Source organism: SAR202 cluster bacterium, from assembly GCA_016872355.1.
GTDB lineage: Bacteria > Chloroflexota > Dehalococcoidia > Lucifugimonadales > VGZY01 > VGZY01.
This window is the reverse complement of the sequence record VGZY01000057.1, coordinates 1-18965: the sequence shown is the minus strand read 5'-3', so window position 1 is coordinate 18965 and position 18965 is coordinate 1. Positions and strand designations below refer to the sequence as shown.

The following is an 18965-nucleotide window of genomic DNA, read 5'->3' as shown; positions in this document are numbered from 1 at the left end:
CGGCCTTAACCACGCGGAGCATTAACGGCGGCCCGTTCGTGCTATATGCGGGTCCGTTTACGTTGCCGAATGGAGTGCACACGGTGGACTTCCGGACGGAGGACGCCGCGGGTAACGTCGCGGTCGGCGCACAGCTCGTTGTTCGAGTGGACACCGTCGCGCCGGTCACAGCCCTGACTCTGCAGGGCGAGGTGGGCTCGGCCGGCTGGTTCATCGGGCCGGTTACGGTCACGCTTTCCGCGGTGGACTTCGGCTCGGGCGTCCCGTCCGGCAGCGTCCTGTATAGAATCGACGGCGGTACTGATCTGATCTACTCCACCCCATTCGTGATCGAAGGGGAAGGCTCGCACACGATTGAGTACAGGAGTGTCGATGCCACGGGCAACGCTGAGGCCGAAAGGCAGGCCACTGCATTGATAGATACGGTCGCTCCCGTAACGGCCGCCTCCGTTTCCGGTCCGCTCGCCTCCGGGAACGTGTACAACGGCCCGGTGACCGTCGCGCTCTCCGCCACTGACGTTACATCCGGTGTGGCCTCGACCGAGTACACACTCGGCGATTCAGGGACCGGCTGGTCGGCTTACGAAGGGCCGATCACGGTGGACTCATTGGGTGAAACAGTTGTGTCCTTCAGGTCGCAAGACGCGGCAGGCAACATGGAGACCGTGTCGACGGTCTCGTTTATGGTCAACGGTCCGCCCTCCATTTCTTCGGATTCGGACCAGGTCCTCTCGTTTGAAGGCGGCGCCGCATCGAACACCGGGAGTTACTCAGATCCTGATGGTCACGCCCTTCAGCTAACGGCGACCGTCGGCGCCGTCACCTGGGCCGGGGGTGAATGGTCGTGGTCAGGTCCTTCCTCCGACGGCCCCGCTCAATATGACGTTGTGGTCGTAGCGACAGACGGGTTCGATTCCGCTCAAATCAGCTTCACCGTTTCCGTACTGAATGTTTCACCGACCATCCAGGGTGTGAGCAACAGCGGCCCTGTGGCAATCGTAGTCGGCGCTATCGTGTCTGTGGCGGCCTCGGACCTTGCCGGTATTGCAGACCCACTCCAGTACAGCTTCGATTGCGATAACGACGGCATTTTCGAGGGCGGTCCACAGTCGGAAGCGTCGTCCGAATGCGCCTATCAGGCCCCCGGTTCATTCCTCGTCAACGTAATGGTTGCCGATGGGGACGGCGGCGTATCACTTGGCTCAACGACAATCGATGTAAACGACCCACCGGAATCTTCCATAGGGGCTGTTATCGAGGTGGTTAGCGAAGCAGTGGAAAACGGGACTCTCACGGGAGATGGGCCGGGCAATTCGGCGGGAGGGAAGTTGAACGCCTGGCGCAACAAGCTGTCGAGCGCCCAGTTCCTGCTCTCGGCGGGTGACACCACCGCTGCGTGCACGATGCTGCAGGACGCCTACAAATTCGCGGACGGCATTGCCCAGCCGCCGGACCATGTCACCGGACCCGAGCGGGCTGCAATTGCTGCACAGCTCATTGATCTGATGGCTGAGATTGGGTGCCCGGCGCCTCCGTCTTCGCCTGCGCCGCCGGCGAGCGCGAATACGCCGGCAGCGCCGCCACCATCAGGCCCCGGGAAGAAGAAATAGCGTTCACTCGCCTGCACAATTTAGTGATCTGCGGAGCCTGCGCTCCGCAGATCACTCCGCCTTTTCCAGTGGCGCGAAGCTGAGGAGGAGGCGCTTGACGCCCGCGCCGTCCTTGAACGCCACGGTGACCTCCAGGTCAGCTCCAGTGGGCTTGGTGCCGGTCACGATGCCCTCGCCGAATTTCTTGTGGCGCACGCGGTCTCCCGTTTTCAGGGCGGCGGTCTTTGGCGCTTCCGATTGCCCCGGCCGCTGAGGCTGCTGTGGCTGTTGTGGAGAGTTGCTTGAAATCTTCGTCCGGGTCGGCTCGGGCCCGCTGTGCTCGATGCGCACGGAAGGCGCTGATATGCTCGGCCTGGACGATTGGCCGCCCGGCGTGGACCAGCCCGGGGCGCGCGAGGCGAAGGACTGCTGCTTCAAGTCGGACTGCGACCCGGACGTGAGCTCCTTCGGGATATCGGCCAAAAAGCGGGACGGTATCTTGGGCTCCGATACGCCCTGGAAGCCCCGGCGGAAAACGCGCGTGAGGTACAGCAGCTTCTTGGCGCGCGTAACGCCCACGTAGGCCAGCCGCCGCTCCTCCTCCATCTCCTCCGGGTCCGTCAGCGACCGTATGTGGGGCAGGGTGCCCTCCTCCATTCCCACGATGAACACCACCGGGTACTCCAGCCCCTTCGCCTGGTGCAGCGTAATAAGGGTGATCGTGTCCGACTTCGCGCCCACGTTGTCGGTGTCGTTGACAAGGCTCACCTGCTCCAGGAAGGCCGTCAGCGCCTCGTCCGGGGCGATGTCCCGGAATTCGTTCGCCGTGTTGCGGAACTCCAGCAGGTTCTCCCATCGCTCGTCACCGCCGTCGGCCTCGTTCTGGATGTAGTCTTTGTACCCGGACTTCTTGAGAACGAGGTCGATGGTATCCACCAGGCTGAGCGTCCTGCACTCCTCGGCTATTCCGGCGATCAGGTCCCGGAACCCCCTCAGGGCTGTGAGGGAGCGCGCCGGCAGGGGGGCCACGGTGGAGAGCGGCTGGTCCTTGTCGCCGGCGAGCATCTCGATCGCCGCATACATCGACATATTCTGGTCGCGCGCGAGGCGCTGGAGGTCATCCAGCGTGCGCTGGCCTATGCCGCGCGTCGGCACGTTGCACACTCGCAAGAAGCTAACGTCATCGCTGGGGTTCTCCAGCAATCGAAGGTAGGCGGTGAGGTCCTTTACCTCCTGGCGCTGGTAGAAGCGGACCGTGCCCACCAGCAGGTACGGCATGCCGTACCGCATGCACGCCTCTTCCAGCGCGCGGGACTGCGCGTTGACGCGGTACATCACCGCGATATCGGACTTTCGATAGCCCTGGCGGGAAAGGCGCTCTATCTCCTTGACGACATACTGCGCCTCTTCCTGCTCGTTGTAACTCTCCTTGACGATGATCGGCACACCCCGGTCGTTTTTCGTGTAAAGGGCCTTCTCAACGCGCTGCTTGTTCGGCTCTATGAGCCGCTGCGCAGCCTCGAGGATGGTCTGCGTGGACCGGTAGTTCTCCTCCAGCGCGATGACCTTGGCTTCCGGAAAGTCAGACTTGAAGCTAAGAATGTTCCGGATGTCTGCGTGCCGCCAGGAGTAGATTGACTGGTCGGGATCGCCCACAACGCACAGGTTTCGGTACTTCTGGGTGATCAACCTCGCTATGGCGTACTGCGTGACGTTGGTGTCCTGGAACTCGTCGATCATGAAGTGTACGTACCGCTCCTGGTACTTCGCGGCCACTTCAGGGAACTTGTCGAACAGGGTGTGGGACTTGAAAAGCAGGTCATCGAAATCCAGAGCCATGCTCTGTGCGAGCAGGGCATCGTAGCGCTCGTAGACCCGGTGGACTATCTCGTCGAAGTAGTTCTGCTTGTTCAGGCCGAACCCTTCGACGCCGATGAGCTGGTTCTTGGCGCTGGAGATGGCGGACTGGATGGCGCCGGGCGTGAACTGCTTGGCGTCCACGTCCACCTCTTTCATCGCGCGCTTGATAAGAGAGAGCTGGTCGGCGGAATCGTAGATCGCGAAGCTCTTGTCCAGCCCCAGGTGGTGGCCGTCCTTGCGCAACACAAGGGCGCAGAAAGAGTGAAAGGTCGTCGCTGTGAGCTCCTGGGCCTGGTGGCCGAGCATTGGCTCCAGTCGCTCGCGGAGCTCGCGGGCGGCCTTGTTGGTGAAGGTGACGGCCCCGATGCGGTACGGCGCGACGCCGCACACCTTCACGAGGTAGGCGATGCGGTTCGTGATAACGCGCGTCTTGCCGCTGCCTGGGCCGGCTACGATGAGCACGGGGCCGTTGACCGTCTCGACGGCCTCTCGCTGCTGTTTGTTCAGTCCGTGAAGCAGGTCGGTTGGCATGGGTGCACCACAGGGAATTATAGCATCAGCAGGGCTGGTTTTAGTACAGGTGTTTTACAGAACGGCAAGGGCCCCGAAGCTTCGGGGCCCTTGAGCAAGCTCATACAGGACTATTTTACACAACGTAAAGCGGCTTGTCCTTCGTGATCACCCGCTTCTCGTCCGCAACGGACTTGCGCAGGTACTTGGGCAGGCCGAACATGCCTGTGTGCGTGATGCCGTCATAGAATTTCAGCTTGTCTGGGCCAAGTCGTTCAGCTATGCGCTTGTCAACCTCTTGCGGTGTGATCTTGAGGAGATCGTTGCCCACGGAGGCCGAGATAAAGCCCCAGGAGCCGCAGAAGGCCTGTACGAACGCCTCGTAGCCCACCACGTTCGGGAAGACGGTCTTCATCGTGTTGAACACGACGGAGAAGCATGTCTGGTTAACAATTGGGCCGGTGGGGCCGGACTGCGCCACCACCATGCCGTTCGGGGTCAGGCGGCTCTTGACCAGCCTGTAGAACTCCTGCGTGAACAGCAGGTACGCCGGCCCCTCTTCGAGGGGGTCCGGGATGTCGATTATCGCCACGTCGAACCGCTCTTTGGTCTGCTCCAGATACGCCAGCGCGTCCCCTATGACCAGCTCAAGGCGCGGATCGTCGAACGAGCCGCGATGGTGATTGGGCAGGTTCTTCTTGCACATCTCGACCGCGAGGTCGTCGATGTCCGCCATAACCACCTTTTCGACGCCCTTGTGGGCGAGCGCCTCCCGAATGGTCGAGCCCTCGCCGCCGCCGGCGACGAAGACCTTCTTGGGGTTGGGATGCGCAATGAGGCACGGCTGCACAAGCGCCTCATGGTAGACGTACTCGTCGGACTCTGATGACTGCGTCTTGCCGTCCAGCACGAGCGTCCGCCCGAAGGCGGCCGTGTCGTGCACAATGACCTGCTGGAACTTCGACTGGCCCTCGAAGACCTTGTTCTTCACGCGCAGGACCATCATAAAGTCCGGCGTGATGTATTCGTAGTACCACTTGCCGTCAGGCGAGTAGGTAGGGAATTCTCTTTTGAAGCTCATGAGGCGGCAGCCATCGCCAGTGTGGAGGCCACGCCTATCCCGCGCTTGACCTCCGTGGTTGACGGCAGCTTGCACTGAAGCCTTTCGACGAGTATCTGCGCCGCTACGTGCGGGTTGAATGCCTCCCCGCAAGTGAACACGTCGACGGCTGCGTAGCCGTATTCCGGCCACGTGTGAATGGACATGTGCGATTCGGAGATCGCAACCACGCCCGTCACGCCGATCGGATGAAACTTGTGGAATGTCTGGCCAATTATCGTGGCCCCGGCCTTCAGTGCGGCTTCGAGCATTGCTTGCTTGATGAACTCGTAGTTGTCTAGCAACTGAGCATCACAGCTTCTGAGCTCAAGCAGAAGATGTGTCCCAAGTGCGTTCAATCTCACCCACCCTCCGTTTTGGATTTTTTGACAAAACTTGATTATACAGGAAAGGCGCCTATTACACCAGTGGTTTTAAGCAATTCATGCTAACCCGTAGAGACCTTGAGTCCAAAGATTTCTCCCTTCCACAATCAGGCTGTTATTGGCCCACCTCGAACAAAATAAAGCCCCAGGCCGCAAGCCTGGGGCTGTCCAGATTGGAGTTTTGCGTCTTCAGTCTACGCAGCTACCTTAATGTCTCGCAGGACCGAGGTGAGCTCGACGTGCTGCTTCAGTAACTCCCTGTAGCGCTGAATCTTCCTCGGGTGGCCGAAATGCGCCTTTTGCAGCAGCCCGCCGACGGCCGCCATTGTCTCTTTAGTGTCGGTCTCTACGACGAACACCGGAGTCTCGGTCGCATCTGCCTCGTTCATGACGTAGTCGAGCGGTTTCAGCGCATTTGTAGCTATGAGGCACGAAGTTGGCGTCGCCAGGGCAGCCATCTGCACGTCCGGCCTGTCGCCTCGGACGATGACGGCCTTGTTCTCGCGGATGCCGAAGTAGAGCACACCCCAGTCGAGGCCCATTCCGCCGACCATGAAGTGCTCGACGAGCCTGTCGCCGGCCCACTCTTCGCCCAGCAGGAACTGTCCCTCGAAGTGTGCCGCGGATTCCGCAACGGTCACTGCAAGGAGCCTGCGGTCTTCGGGCACCGCGCCCAGGGGATTCAGCCCCGCGGCCCGCATTGCCGGGACCAGTCGGCCGGACGCATCCGAGCCCTGGTACTTGAGCACGCCGTTGACTACGCTGCCTCCAAGGCGCCCGCCGAGCGCGGTCTTCCATGGGACGAGTGTAGATGCATCCATCTCCGGTCTCGCCCTGACGACCAGAAGGACCCTGGCGTCGACCGCCGCCGCCGCCTTTGCCGTCGACTGGGCGTCCTCGCCACCTTCGACGATCACGACGTCGGCCGTCGACTTTTCGCGAGCCACGGCGCTCTTCAGGTCCTGCTCGACTGCCGCTCTGACGGTCGCGACTTTCGCGCCCTTGTCCCCAAGCTCCGCCGCCAGCGTCGCGGCCAGCGCCGTTTTGCCTGCGCCTCGTTCGTTCGAGGCAATGTACAGGACAGTCATGCGGTTCTCCTTATACTGGCAGGCCTATGAGTCGCCTCACAAGCCCAATACGGCCAAATTATACCAGAATCTGTTTTGTGTTACCCTTAACTACGGTATGGTGAATAAAATCACGACCGCCCCACAGGGCCGTTATCTGCACGCAATGGCTATCGCGGCGATGGTCCTTGTGGCGCTGGTCTTCGCCGGCTGCAACACCGGCTCGGACGTGCCGCCTCAGGAGCAGCGGGTGCAGGACCTGAGCAAAGGAATCATGTGCCCCGTCTGCCCGGGGGAATCCATCGACCAGTCGCAGCACCCCCTATCCTTGCAGATGCGGGACCTGGTGCGCGAGCAAGTGGGGCAGGGTCGCACTGACTCTGATATCAAGAGCTTTTTCGTTGAGCGATATGGTCCCAGCGTGCTCCTCGAGCCGCCCCGGAGCGGGCTGAGCCTTCTTGTCTGGGTAGTCCCCGTCGTCGCCGTGGCGCTGGCGGTCATCATCGTAGTTATCGTAGTTCGAGGCATGACGCGGCCGAAGTACGCCTCCGCTACGGCGGGCCCCACCTCGCAAGTGCGGCTCGCCGAGGACGAGAAGGAACGTTATATCCGCCGTATCGAAGCAGCAATTGAGAGTAACGAGGGCAAAAAGTGATCGTTGACGCCGGTTATGTTGCACTCGCGATTGCACTTCTGACCATTGGATACGTCGCCGTCGCCTCTTTTGTCGGGGCCTGGCAGCGAATTCCGGCCATGGTGTTGAGCGCTCGATACGGCCTCATGACAGTCCCTGTCCTGCTCCTGGTTGCTACCATCGCGCTTGTGTATGCATTCGTCAACCACGATTTTTCCGTGGCGTATGTTGCAGATAACAGTAACCTTGCCATGCCGGCGAGTTACACATGGGTCGCATTTTACGCCGGCAACCAGGGCTCACTGCTGTTCATCGCACTGGTCTTTTCGATTCTGACTGTCGCGGCGGTGCTGGGCATGGGCCGCAAGCTGCCGTACACAACGCCGTATGCCACCTCGGTCATGGCCGGTGTCCTGACCTTCTTCATGTTCGTGATCGTCTTCCTTGCTAACCCCCTCGACCGGTTGGATTCAATGCCGTTCGACGGGCAGGGGATAAACCCGCTTCTGATCCACTTCGGCATGTTCATACATCCGCCCGTGCAGATGATGGGCCTTATCTCGGTCGCCATTCCGTTCAGCATCGCCATCGGCGCCCTGCTGGCGGGAAGGGGAGGGCGGGACGAGTGGGTGGACCAGGGCCGCCTATGGGGCATGCTGTCATGGCTTCTCCTCACAATTGGCCTGTTGCTTGGAAGCTGGTGGGCGTACACGATCCTCGGGTGGGGTGGCTACTGGGCGTGGGATCCCGTTGAGAACTCCGCGCTGATGCCCTGGCTCGCAATGACGGCCTTCGTCCACTCGATCATGGTCCAGAAGCGGCGCGGGATGTTCCGTATGTGGAACATCGTAATAGTCGCGATCGCCTTCACGCTTGCGGAGATGGGCATGTTCATCAACCGCGGCGGTCCGGTCCCGTCTGTGCATTCGTTCGCGCAGTCCACGATGGGTTGGCTGTTCCTCTTCTTTATGGGGTTCACCCTCGTGGCCTCCCTCGCTGCCTTCGCCTGGCGTATGAACACACTGCGCAGCCGCGAAAAGCTGGACTCCTGGCTATCCCGCGAGAGCGCTTTCCTTGCACAGAACGTGCTGTTCCTGGCCGTCGCGTTCATCACGCTGTGGGGGACCATCTACCCAGTCTTTTCGCGCGCAGCGCAGGACGTCACGATTACAGTCGGTCAGCCCTTCTTTGACCGCATCAACGGTCCTCTGCTCCTTGTGATCGTCTTCCTTATGGGCGTCGGTCCCCTGCTGCCTTGGCGCAAGGCAAGCGCGCGCAACGTACTCTCAGTGGTCAAGGTCCCGTTAATAGGCGCGGCTGTTACGGCGGACGTTGTGGCCGCCGCCGGCGTTCGGCAGCCGGTCGCCGTGGTGGCCGTCGCCGTCTGCGCTATTGCCATAATCGGCATCGTGCACGAATGGGTCCGTGGGACCCGCTCCCGCCATAGCAAGGGTGAGAGCTATCCCGTCGCGTTCGGCCGGCTGCTCATGGCCAACCGACCGCGTTACGGCGGCTACATCGTCCACCTGGCGATAACCATGCTGGCCATCGGCGCGATCGGCTCGTCTTTCTACGAGGTGCAGCGCGACTTCAACCTCAAGCCCGGGGAGACCGCGTCGCTAGCGGACTACACCCTCCAGTACACGAACACGACCTCTCAGCGTTTCTCAGACCGCGAAGAGGTCACGGCGCACTTCACTGTCCGCCGCGGGGACGAGTCGCTGGGCGCAATGGAAACGACGCGGTCCTTCTACAGCAACTTCAACGTCTCCGCCACTCGCGCCGCAATTCGCAGCACGCTGGTAGAGGACCTGTATATCGTGCCCTCCGAGTTCGGCGACGACGGCAGCGCGGTGATCCGCGTTCTTGTGAGCCCGCTCGTATGGTGGATGTGGGCAGCAGGGCCGCTCTTTGTCTTCGGCACCCTCCTGGCGCTCTCGCCGCGACGGCAGCCGGCCTATGCCGCCATCCGGGTCCCGCGCGGCTCGCGGCCAGCGCAGGCGTAAGGGGGACAAATGTTGATCGTCCTTGCGCTCATTCTCGCCCTGGTTCCGGTCATCGCAATCCTCTACCCATACCTGCGGCCTGCCTCAGCACAGGCGCCTGAAGACGAGAGCTCCACCTTCTCGGAGCTGGACCGCCGGTGGGACGCTGCGATATCCGGCCTCAAGAGCGCGGAGCTCGAATACTCAATCGGCAGCCTGCCGGAGCAGGACTATCGCGCGTTGCGCGAACAGTACCTCACAGAGGCGGCGCTCGTCCTCAAGGCGATGGAGCTTGAGGAGCAGCAGGAGACCGAGCTTCTTGCCCGCGTTGAGCGCGAGGTGCGTAGTGTTCGCGAGCGCTTCCACGGCGCGCCTCAGCCGCGCCCATCGGAGGCCGCCGGTGAATAAACTGAGGGAGAGGCCTTTGGCGCTCTGGCCAAAGGGTGAGGGTGGGGCTTCCCCACTAGTAGGGTTATTCATACTGGCAATCGCTGTCTTCCTCCTCGCCTCGCCGCTCTTCAGCCGCTCCGCCTCCGCTCAGGAGGCGGCCCTGCGCGTAGTAGACGGCCGCATCGTCAACGGCACGGCGGATGGTGGGAGCGTGGAGGGCCATACAATCGTCTTTCACGAGGAGGGCGCGGCGCGCCACGATCACCTGGAGACAAAGGCGGACGCAGATGGGCGCTTTCGTTTCGAAAGCATCAAGTTCGACCCGGACGTCGCCTACGGCGTCTCGACGGTTTACCAGGACGCCCTGTACGGCGTGGACCTGGACCTGACTGCCGGCTCTCCGGAGCCAGTAACACTGACGGTCTACGACGCGATCACCCAGGACTCCGTCCTTTCGGTCCCAAGCGTCTCCATGCTCGTCAGCCAGGCGGACAAGATAGACCGGCTAATCTGGGCGCTCGAAATTTACAAGATCAGCAACAGCTCTGACCGGACGTTCATTCCCGGGCAGGAAGGCCCCATGAGCCTACTGCGCTTCGGCCTGCCGGAAGGGGCTCAGGACCTTCAGGTCGATACCAGTATCGCAGGCGCACAGCTGTTCACAGTGGACAGGGGCTTCGCCATCGACGCCAACATACCCCCCGGCGAATACGAGGTGATGTTTGCCTACACCTTCCCTTACGAGGGCGATACCGCATCGCTAACCAAAACGCTATGGTACGGCGCCGGCGACATGCGCGTGCTGCTGCCGCAGGAGATCGCGGACCTTGCCAGCCCGGCCCTCGGCCCCCAGTCGCAGGTAGAGATCGGCGGAAGGACGTACGATCTCCTCCAGGCGCAGGGATTTACGCGTGGAGAGACAGTGTCGGTTGAATTCACGAATCTGCCTGTGGCCTCGTCCAGAGAGCGGCTCGTGGAAGCGTTTCGGAGCCTCCGCATGGAGCTCGTCGTCCCGGTGGCCATGGGCATCTTCCTCGCCGGCCTTATCGTGATCGTCGTCATGCGGAGTCGGCGTTCGAAGGCCACGCCGTCCGCCGTGCCGGTGGAAGCGCGCGCCAGGAGCGGTGCGGTTGAGCAATCGGTGCTAGTTGAGCGACTGGCGCGCCTGGAGGAGAGCTTCGAGAGGGGCGACATTGCAGAGGCGGACTACGCCCGCCGCCGCGAGGAGATTACGCGCCAGCTGACCGCCCTTGCCAGGAGGCAATCGCCCTAGCTACTTGTTCTTGCCCTGCTGCGCCCCCGGCGTCCGGGACAAGTACTCCGCTGCGAGCATGCCCATAACAACCGAGTCGAAACGAGCGCCCTCGTGTGGGCGGCTCTTTCTCAGCGTCCCTTCGTGCATGAAACCCAGGTGCTCGCACATTGTGAGGGCAGCCTTGTTGTACTCGGGCACATCCACCCACACGCGGTAGAGTCCCCATTCCTTGAAGGCCACGTTCAGGACAGCCCTCATCCCCGCCGAGCCGTAACCGTGGTGCCACATGTCCTTGCGGCCGATGAGGATGGATATCTGCCCGTCCCCAAGGCTATTCTCTATGGCCACGTGGACCTCGCCCACATGCTCGCCTTTCTCGGAGTAGATGGAATACATCCTGTGGGCGGAGTCGTTGAACGTCCTCTCCCATTCCTCGTCGGATGCAGACACGACCTTCTCGGGATTGTATCCAAGGTGCGCGGGGTTGCCGTAGGAATAGCGTCCGAACCAGCTCTCCGCCACCTCGTCGTCCTGGAGCCACGCGCGCAGCCTTACAACGTCTTCTCTGGTAACCGGCTTTAGCGTCACAGTCTGGACCAATGTCGGTCTCCTTGGATGGCCTCATACCGCCCGTCGCGATGGGTGGTATCTTAGCAAAGATTCATCGCGGACGCATAGCCGGTTCCGCCGCCGGCCACACACTCACCTTGCCGTATTCGCCGTCGAAGCCCGGCATGATGGAGACCTCGCCTCTGCGCACGCGCATGATTCCCTCCGTAACGCGTTCACCGGCCACTGGCCCGAGGTCCTTCGGGTCCGTTTCCGTCAGTAGCTGTATCTCCGGCCCCAACTCCCCAAGTATCCGTTCATGGAGCGCCGTGGCCCTTTTGCCCGTCGGCCCGGTTCCCAGCGACTCCCCGACTATTTGCCGCAGCGAGACCATGTGCCTAAAGGGCGGCCTGTTCGTGGGTCCGCGCAGCGTCCCGTCCGGCTCCCGGGTAAGGGCTGCCCCACGACCCGCCAGGTCCTCCACCCGCTGCATAACGCCGATCGTCATCTTGCGCTTGCAGACCGGGCAGCGCACCCCCTGCTCCCGCACCTGTTCCGGCGCAAGGCTGACGCCGCACTGGCGGTGGCCGGAATAGTGGTACTTCCCTTCCTCAGGGAAAAACTCCACCGTGTAGGCGATGTCCTGCTGCCTCAGCGCCTTGACGAGGCCGTCGTAGCTCGGCTTTCCGTTGAACACGGTTACCTCTCTCCCCATATTCGGGAGCGAGTGAGCATCCGAGAATGACAGGATGGACACATTGTCCAGGGACGGCGTCCTCCAGTTCATTGCCGGATCGCTGGACAGCCCGATCTCGATGCCGTGGATGTGCCGCATGCTGTCGCCGAAGCACTCCTCAAGAGAATCGAAGCCGGACCTGGAGCCGTAGATGCCGTACCAAGGCGTCCACAGGTGCGCCGGGATTAGAAAGCAGCGCTCGTCCACCTCTTTCAGAAGCGTGACTATTTCCCGGGGGCTGACGCGGACCGTCGGCCTGCCGTCCTCCAACAGGTTACCCGCCTTCGCCAGCTCCCGGTTGACCCTCTCCACGGCGTGTATCGTGGGCGCGAACAGCAGCAGGTGCACCCTGCGGCGCCGCCCACCCTCCTCGGCGATGCTGTTCACCTCGGTCCCAAGGATGAACTTCACGTCCCCGTACTCGAAAAGGCCGCCGCCCGCCTCCCTGAGCATCCGCTTCGTTGCCTCCAGCTGTTTCGGGTGCGTGAAGTCGCCGCTCGCAAGGAGGTGGATGCCTTTCTTGCGCGCCGTGGCGGCCAGGTTCTCGAAGGTCAGGAGCTTGCTGCACTCCCTGGCAAACGGTGAGTGCATATGGAGGTCCGCTACATACGTCATAGCTCGATTCTAGCAGAGCGCCCATTCGCCCCAGCTATGCCCAACAATGGAGAGGTAGGGAAGCGGGTTTCTGGAGGACAGGGGTAGAGTGGAGCACATCATATTCGAAATAGGCGTCGCGCTGCTCCTTATGGCCGTCGTCGCGGCCGTCGCGGGCCGGCTGCGCGTCTCCGTCGTGCCATTCCTTATCCTCGGAGGCCTTGCAGTGGGCCCGCATGCGCCACACGTTGGCATGTTTGACCTGAGGTTCGTGGAGAGCAAGCCGCTGATCGACTTCATGGGCCGCCTGGGGGTGCTGTTCCTTCTCTTCTACCTGGGCCTGGAGTTCTCGATGGGCCGCCTCATCCGCGCTGGCCGGTCCATCGCGCTCGCCGGCGCCATTTACTTGGGGATCAATTTCACGGTCAGCCTGGCTTTCGCCATCGTCATCGGTCTACCCGTGCGGGAGGTGCTCGTTGTCGCGGGCATAACAACTATCTCCTCAAGCGCCATCGTTGCGAAGGTGATCCTGGACCTGAAGCGCTCGACCCGGCCGGAGACCGGTCTGATCGTTGGCATCATCATGGTGGAGGACGTGTTCCTCGCGGCGTACATGGCGATGGTCTCGGGTCTTGTCCTGAGCGGACGGACGTCGTTTATCGGCACCGCCGTGTCCGTGACCATTGTCGCGTTGTTCCTCGTACTCCTGTTCGCCCTTGCCCGGTACATGGCCCGGTGGATGAGCGCGGCGATGGACCGGCTCAGGGACGACGGATTCATACTCACTGTTTTCGCCGTGTTGCTGCTCGTCGCAGGCTTCTCCGAATCGATCGGCGTCGCAGAGGCGGTGGGCGCCCTGCTCTTCGGGCTCGTGCTTGCGGAGACCACACACCGCCATCGCATCGAGCGCATCGTGGTGCCATTCCGGGACCTCTTCGGGGCGATGTTCTTCTTTTCCTTCGGCCTCAGCATCGACCCGCTGAGTCTCTCCGGCGCTGCGGCCTTCGCCGCGTTTGCTGTCGTGCTAACCATCCTGGGCAACTTCGTCGCGGGTCTGATCGCGGGCAGGCTGGCTGGACTGCCTACGTAGGGCGGCGTCAACATCGGGCTCGCTATCATCAGCAGGGGCGAGTTCTCGATCGTGATGGCCAGCCTGGCGCGCAGCGGGGGTCTCATGCCTATAATCCAGCCCTTCACGGCGCTCTACGTGCTCGCCCTGAGCATCCTCGGCCCGGTGATGACCCGCGAGTCCGAGCGCGTCTACCGGGCTATGGCGAGTATCGGCCGCATGCTCCCGCGCGGCGCGCCCGCCGGCCAGCCGGGAGACGGGCCGCCGCAGTCCGGGTCCATGCCCGGAAAAGAGCCCAACGGAGACTGAGCGCGCTGGCGCCGCGGCGTTCGCTTGCGTATGATTGTGTGCCTGATGCCATTACCATCGGAGGCGCGATGAACCGTTTGTTTATCCTCGGCAGCGGCGCTCCCCAGCCCGCGAACGACCGCTTCGGGTCCTCGTACGTGCTCAAGGTGGGAGACGAGCACCTGATGTTCGACTGCGGGCCCGGCACTACCTACAAGCTCTTCAAGATGGGCATGACCGCCATGCAGATCGACCACCTCTTCTTCACGCACCACCACTTCGACCACGACGTGGACTATCCGTGCCTGGTGCTTACGCGATGGGATTCCGGCGCGGGCAAAATCAAAGATCTGAACGCCTTCGGCCCGAGGCTCACCGAGCGGCTTACAAAGCGCATACTGGACGAGCATACCGGCGCTTTCGCCCACGACTGGATCGCGAGGGTCAACCACCCGTTAAGCCTGGGGGCGTACACCTTCCGCGGGGGCGTCCTGCCCCGCCGTCCGCCGGCTGTAAATGCGAAAGACGTGGGCCCCGGTGCCGTCGCGAAAGGCAAGTCGTGGGAGGTCATCGCCGCTCCGGCGGTGCATGTCCAGCCATATCTGGACTCCCTGGCGTACCGTGTGAACACAGATGAGGGCAGCTACGTTTTCACGGGCGACACAGCCATTTGCGACAGCGTTATCAACCTGGCCAGAGGGGCGGACGTGGTCTTTTGCAACACCACCTGCATAGATGAGGACTATCCAGGCACGCCCGATCTCATCTACATGATGGGCACGGACGGCGCCTCCCGCATTGGCCGTGAGTCCGGCGCAAAACAGCTTGTGATCGTCCACAACCGCCGCATTGCGTCGCCCGGACTTATGGAGCGCGCTATCGGCGAGATTGCCAAGCAATACGACGGTCAGATAGTATTCGGCGCGGAAATGATGGAGGTCCCTCCATTCAACCGCCCGATAGCCCGTCAGTAGGGAGTAGTCCAATGCCAAAGCGTTACCACCAGGCAGTCCTTGTGAGCTGCGAGATCCCCTGGAATGAGAAGTACGAGCTTATGGAGGGCGCGTTCCGGGAGCAGGTCAGGGACACGATCAAGAAGTTTAACGACCTTTATATCTTCGGGACCGCCGGTGAAGGCTACGCTGTCACCATTCCGCAGTTCACGCAGATCGTCAAGATATTCCGCGAGGAGACGGGCAAGCCGGGCGTAAACCCCATGGTTGGCTGCATCGGCATGTCCACCGCCCAGGTAATTGAGCGCGTAGGAATCGGCTACGACGCCGGCTTCAGAATGTTCCAGGTGGCGCTGCCGCCGTGGGGCATGGTCAGCGACAACGAGTACATGACCTTCTTCAAGGACGTATGCGGCGCCTTCCCTAACGCCAACTTCCTCCACTACAACCTGGTGCGCCCCAAGCGCCTCCTGTACGCGAAGGACTACCTGCGGCTGCAGGACGCCGTCCCCAACTTAGTGGCCACGAAGAACACACTCCTGGACATCTACCAGACCGTGGAGCTCGCCGCCAACACGGAGCTTCAGCACTTCTATTCCGAGACCCAGTTCCCCGTCGCTTGCACCTTTGGTGAGGCGTCGCTTCTGAGCTCCTTTGGGGCCTACTTCACGAAAAAGACGAAGGAGTTCTTCAGCTACGGAGTCCGCAGGGACTTCGACAAGCTCATCCCGATGCAGGCGAAGTACCTGCGAATCGCGATAGAGATGTTCGAGCCGGCCGCTCAGATGGGAAACCTGATCGACGGGGCGTACGACAAGATCGTCGCCCGCGCCGCCGGTGCGGAGATGTCAATGCGCTTGCTATCGCCATACGAGGCGGTCACTGAAGAGGTCTACCAGGCCTGCGTGAACGTGGTGAAGACGAAGTACCCGGACTGGATCGGGTAGAGCGGCGAGAAATTCGCTCTACGCCGGGTCGAACCGGCCGAGGCTCCTCAGGTACGCTGCGCTCTTTGTGATCGCCTCCTCGGGCGTGATTGTGCCCGTGGAGGCCTGGTGCACCGTGACGTAGCCTTCGTAGCCCACCTGCTCCAGCGCGCGCAAGACTGCCGGGAAGTCTATTCCGCGCGTGTCCCACATGGGAATCTGCTCGAAACGCACCGGCCCCCGCGACCAGGTCTCGATGACGTTCGGGCCGTCCGGCCGCAGCCTCTGGTTCTGCAGGTAGACGTTCAGCAGGTAAGGCGCGAACGCCCTGATCGTTGAAGGGCCGTAGTCTGCGCCGCAGAGCTCCAGGTTCGCCGGCTCGTAGGTGATCCCGAAGTTGCGCCGGTTGATCGACTTCAGGTACCTGACCGACTCCTCAACCGTCTCGAACGGGCTGCGGTTATGGCTCTGCTGCGCCAGCGCCATCCCGCGCTCCGCCGCCTCGTCCGCCGCCCGCTGCGTCCAGGGGATGTCTTCCGCCTTCTTTATGCCGACCCTCAGCAGAGTCGCGCCGAGCGCCTCCGCCAGGTCGAGGTACGGCGTGATATTGCGCAGGGCGTTGGGGCACTCGTCGTTGTTCTCCGGTATGGCGAAGTCGCCGGTGACCATCGATACCTTCAGCCCCATGGCATCAAGCATCTCTCGCTTTTCCTCCACGACCTCCGGAGGGGTGTGCAACCCCACCTGCGAGGCGCGCATGCAGACGGCATGGTACCCGCTGGCTGCGGCGAGCCTAACGAGCCCGTCCAGACCCATCGAGGCCTCACGCTTGTTGCTGAACTTTTCGGCAACCCTGACTGAAATCGACAGCTTCATTGGATCGCGCACTCCGCATTCTTGACGATTAGCTCTTGGGCCTTATCACTCGCACGATTACCTGGAAGCGTCGCACCGCACAGGTGGACGCCAGCTCGCGGAACGCCACCACCTCCACCTCGTCCCACTTCGCGCCACCCGTGAGCCGCTCGCCTATCCGTGGCATGCTGTCAGCGCCGGAGCGGTACACTTGCCCAAAGGGCTCACTCTGCTCGGAGTACAGGAACCACGCTCCTGTCTCGCCGGCCTTTCTGTCCTGCTCACTTACCATCTCAGCCTCTGTATCTGGTGTTGGGACTTTATATCACGGTGCGCGCTTGAGACGCCACGCTTGGCGCGATATCATTGCGCTACACCTCAGAGCCTGTGTGAGTTGGTCAATTGAAGTTGACCTGTGGCAAACCTCCCGTAGTGGCCCCGATGCATCGGGGCTCTTGAAGATAACCGGCCCTTAGGCAACCCCCGAAGAGCGCACGCAGTGCGCCACTACGGGAGTAGAGAGACAGGCTCTCATATGGGTAATGGAGGCCGCTGTGGACCTGGACTGGCATAAAATCGACCGCTGGCTCGTCGGCGAGTCCTGGGTTGGATCGAAGGTCCAGCGGTACCTCACAGAGCTTTGCACACGCATCGGCCCCAGATGGGGTGGGAGCGAAGGCGACCGGCGCGCCGCCTCGTATATCCGCGCCGAGATGGAGCGCGCCGGACTTGTTGACGCGCATTTGGAGGAGTTCGACCTCAAGTCCTGGGACTTCAGCGCCGCCTCGGGCGAGGTCGTGGAAGATAGCCGCCGGGTGGACCTCATCCCCATTCTCTTCTGCCCACCCACCGATGTCACAGGACGCCTGGTAGATGTCGGCTTCGGCATGCCTCACGAGGTGGAAAGTGTCCGTGACCGCATTCGAGGTGCGGCAGCAGTCATGAACATCGGCTTCGAGCCGTTCACTACGCCGCTGCCGGTCCACACCAGGCTGAACGCGCTGGCGGACACGGGGGTCGCAATAGTTGTGCTGGTCGAGTCCAGGGCCGGGCGCAAGCTGGAGTTCCAGCCGGCCAACGACTGGCGCTATGAGCACGTCCAGGCCATGCCTGTTCCGACCGTGCTGACCACCCGCGAAGATGGCGCGCTGCTGCGACTGATGGCGTCGGAGGGCAAGCGCCTCCATGTCCAGGTCGCGAGCCGATACTTTGAAACCCGAGCGTCAAACACCGTGGCGGAGCTTCGCGGGGGCCTGTGGCCCGATCAGACGATCATCCTCGGCGCGCACCACGACACGGTCTGGGGCGCTCCTGGCGGCAACGACAACGCGTCCGGCACGGTGGTTGTGATGGAAACGGCGCGCCTCCTGGCGGCCTTACAGAGGGCCACGGGCGTTGCCCCCGGCTGCACTATACGCTTTTGCACCTTCAGCGGTGAGGAGCAGACCCTTCAAGGCTCCCGCGCCTACGTGCGCCGGCACTTCGGGGGGGGGCGAGCGCGGTGGCATCGCTCCTGCGAAAGGCGAGACCTTGCCGCGCCTGATGGTGAACCTGGACGAGCTTGGCACCGGCAACATGAAGGGGATGGTCCTCCAGTACCCTCATCTGCGCCCGATGGTGCAGACTGTCCTGGACCAGCTTGGCGACGGCCTCAAGTGCCACGTCCTGGCCCAGATGGACCCGAGCACCGACAGCTACTCGTTCTCCGAGCGCGGCATCCCGGCGAGCATCCTGTGGCGATGGCGCTTCGTCGGCCGCCACCCGGACGCCGAGTTCCGCGGCGAGAGCAGCGACACCGCGGACAAGGTCCGCCCCAGGGAGCTGCGTGAGTACGCAGGCATGCTCTCCCGCATCCTCCTGCGCCTCTCCCACATCCCGCCTGAGCAGTGGCCGGAGCACACGCTGGATATTGCTGAGATCAGGGCGCGGGTGAAGGCGGAGGCCGGCACGGTGATGCGGACGATGTAGAGGCCTGGGCAGGGCAGGGCGAGTCCCGTTTGTCAATTCGGGCATATTTGCAGAAAATGTGTGATCAGCGTGGTACAAGGTAAAAGTACCAAGTGAAATACTGATAGCGATTGTTCGTGCTCAGTCCCCTGTGCTGACGGTATCGAGCTTTGAGCCTGGAGAAGTAGCCTTCAAGGCCATTGGTGGATGACGGTATGTTCGGGTCCCCCAGGTAGAAGAACATGTCAGGCAGAGCTCTAAACAACATGCTAC

At 62.2% G+C, this 18965-nt stretch carries 16 protein-coding genes and 1 pseudogene; 9 read left to right on the top strand and 8 right to left on the bottom strand.

What is annotated here, in order from left to right; translation table 11 throughout:
• The first annotated feature begins 62 nt into the window (after positions 1-62).
• Positions 63-1610 carry a hypothetical protein gene (locus FJ319_11275; GenBank protein MBM3934860.1) on the top strand — a complete coding sequence of 516 codons (1548 nt, stop codon included), beginning with the start codon at positions 63-65 and terminating at the stop codon, positions 1608-1610.
• Between the two features lie 51 nt (positions 1611-1661).
• Here FJ319_11275 and FJ319_11270 read toward each other — a convergent pair whose 3' ends face one another.
• The 4 genes from FJ319_11270 to FJ319_11255 form a co-directional block, all read right to left on the bottom strand.
• Positions 1662-3980 (bottom strand): AAA family ATPase, encoded by a 2319-nt coding sequence (locus tag FJ319_11270; GenBank protein ID MBM3934859.1) that lies wholly within the window; start codon positions 3978-3980, stop codon positions 1662-1664.
• A gap of 115 nt (positions 3981-4095) precedes the next feature.
• Complete coding sequence (speE, locus tag FJ319_11265) at positions 4096-5040, bottom strand: polyamine aminopropyltransferase (GenBank protein ID MBM3934858.1); 945 nt, start codon at positions 5038-5040, stop codon at positions 4096-4098.
• The gene (gene speD, locus FJ319_11260; protein ID MBM3934857.1) at positions 5037-5417 is read right to left on the bottom strand and encodes an adenosylmethionine decarboxylase; all 381 of its coding nucleotides are present in this window, start codon (positions 5415-5417) and stop codon (positions 5037-5039) included. Before speD ends, speE begins: the two co-directional genes overlap by 4 nt.
• Positions 5418-5638: 221 nt before the next feature.
• Complete coding sequence (locus FJ319_11255) at positions 5639-6532, bottom strand: hypothetical protein (protein MBM3934856.1); 894 nt, start codon at positions 6530-6532, stop codon at positions 5639-5641.
• Here FJ319_11255 and FJ319_11250 point away from each other — a divergent pair.
• The 4 genes from FJ319_11250 to FJ319_11235 are packed head-to-tail and all read left to right on the top strand — an operon-like array spanning position 5997 to position 10793.
• A complete protein-coding gene (locus FJ319_11250; protein ID MBM3934855.1) occupies positions 5997-7166 on the top strand; it encodes a hypothetical protein in 1170 nt (389 codons plus the stop codon). The two genes, FJ319_11255 and FJ319_11250, sit on opposite strands and share 536 nt — an antisense overlap.
• Positions 7163-9151: a heme lyase CcmF/NrfE family subunit gene (locus FJ319_11245; GenBank protein ID MBM3934854.1), complete on the top strand. Its 1989-nt coding sequence runs from the start codon at positions 7163-7165 to the stop codon at positions 9149-9151. The genes FJ319_11250 and FJ319_11245 overlap by 4 nt, the downstream gene beginning before the upstream one ends.
• Positions 9152-9160: 9 nt before the next feature.
• Positions 9161-9538 carry a hypothetical protein gene (locus tag FJ319_11240; GenBank protein MBM3934853.1) on the top strand — a complete coding sequence of 126 codons (378 nt, stop codon included), beginning with the start codon at positions 9161-9163 and terminating at the stop codon, positions 9536-9538.
• Positions 9539-9554: 16 nt separating this feature from the next.
• A complete protein-coding gene (locus FJ319_11235) occupies positions 9555-10793 on the top strand; it encodes a hypothetical protein (GenBank protein ID MBM3934852.1) in 1239 nt (412 codons plus the stop codon).
• Here FJ319_11235 and FJ319_11230 read toward each other — a convergent pair whose 3' ends face one another.
• Together FJ319_11230 and FJ319_11225 are read right to left on the bottom strand one after the other, a co-directional pair.
• A complete protein-coding gene (locus FJ319_11230; protein MBM3934851.1) occupies positions 10794-11375 on the bottom strand; it encodes a GNAT family N-acetyltransferase in 582 nt (193 codons plus the stop codon).
• A 61-nt stretch (positions 11376-11436) separates the two neighbouring features.
• Positions 11437-12675 carry a DNA helicase UvrD gene (locus FJ319_11225; protein ID MBM3934850.1) on the bottom strand — a complete coding sequence of 413 codons (1239 nt, stop codon included), beginning with the start codon at positions 12673-12675 and terminating at the stop codon, positions 11437-11439.
• Positions 12676-12763: 88 nt separating this feature from the next.
• Between FJ319_11225 and FJ319_11220 the strand changes: the two are divergent.
• From FJ319_11220 to FJ319_11210, 3 genes and pseudogenes are all read left to right on the top strand, one after another.
• Positions 12764-14032 (top strand): annotated as a pseudogene (locus FJ319_11220) (cation:proton antiporter).
• 68 nt (positions 14033-14100) lie between these two features.
• On the top strand, positions 14101-14985 hold the full coding sequence (locus FJ319_11215; protein ID MBM3934849.1) for an MBL fold metallo-hydrolase: 885 nt from the start codon (positions 14101-14103) through the stop codon (positions 14983-14985).
• Between the two features lie 11 nt (positions 14986-14996).
• Complete coding sequence (locus tag FJ319_11210; GenBank protein MBM3934848.1) at positions 14997-15911, top strand: hypothetical protein; 915 nt, start codon at positions 14997-14999, stop codon at positions 15909-15911.
• An 18-nt stretch (positions 15912-15929) separates the two neighbouring features.
• Here FJ319_11210 and FJ319_11205 read toward each other — a convergent pair whose 3' ends face one another.
• Positions 15930-16766 (bottom strand): sugar phosphate isomerase/epimerase, encoded by an 837-nt coding sequence (locus FJ319_11205; GenBank protein ID MBM3934847.1) that lies wholly within the window; start codon positions 16764-16766, stop codon positions 15930-15932.
• Positions 16767-16794: 28 nt separating this feature from the next.
• Positions 16795-17037, bottom strand: coding sequence for a hypothetical protein (locus FJ319_11200; GenBank protein ID MBM3934846.1), 243 nt, complete (start codon positions 17035-17037; stop codon positions 16795-16797).
• Positions 17038-17287: 250 nt separating this feature from the next.
• Here FJ319_11200 and FJ319_11195 point away from each other — a divergent pair, with 250 nt between their 5' ends.
• Complete coding sequence (locus FJ319_11195) at positions 17288-18574, top strand: M28 family peptidase (GenBank protein MBM3934845.1); 1287 nt, start codon at positions 17288-17290, stop codon at positions 18572-18574.
• Positions 18575-18965: the final 391 nt, after the last annotated feature.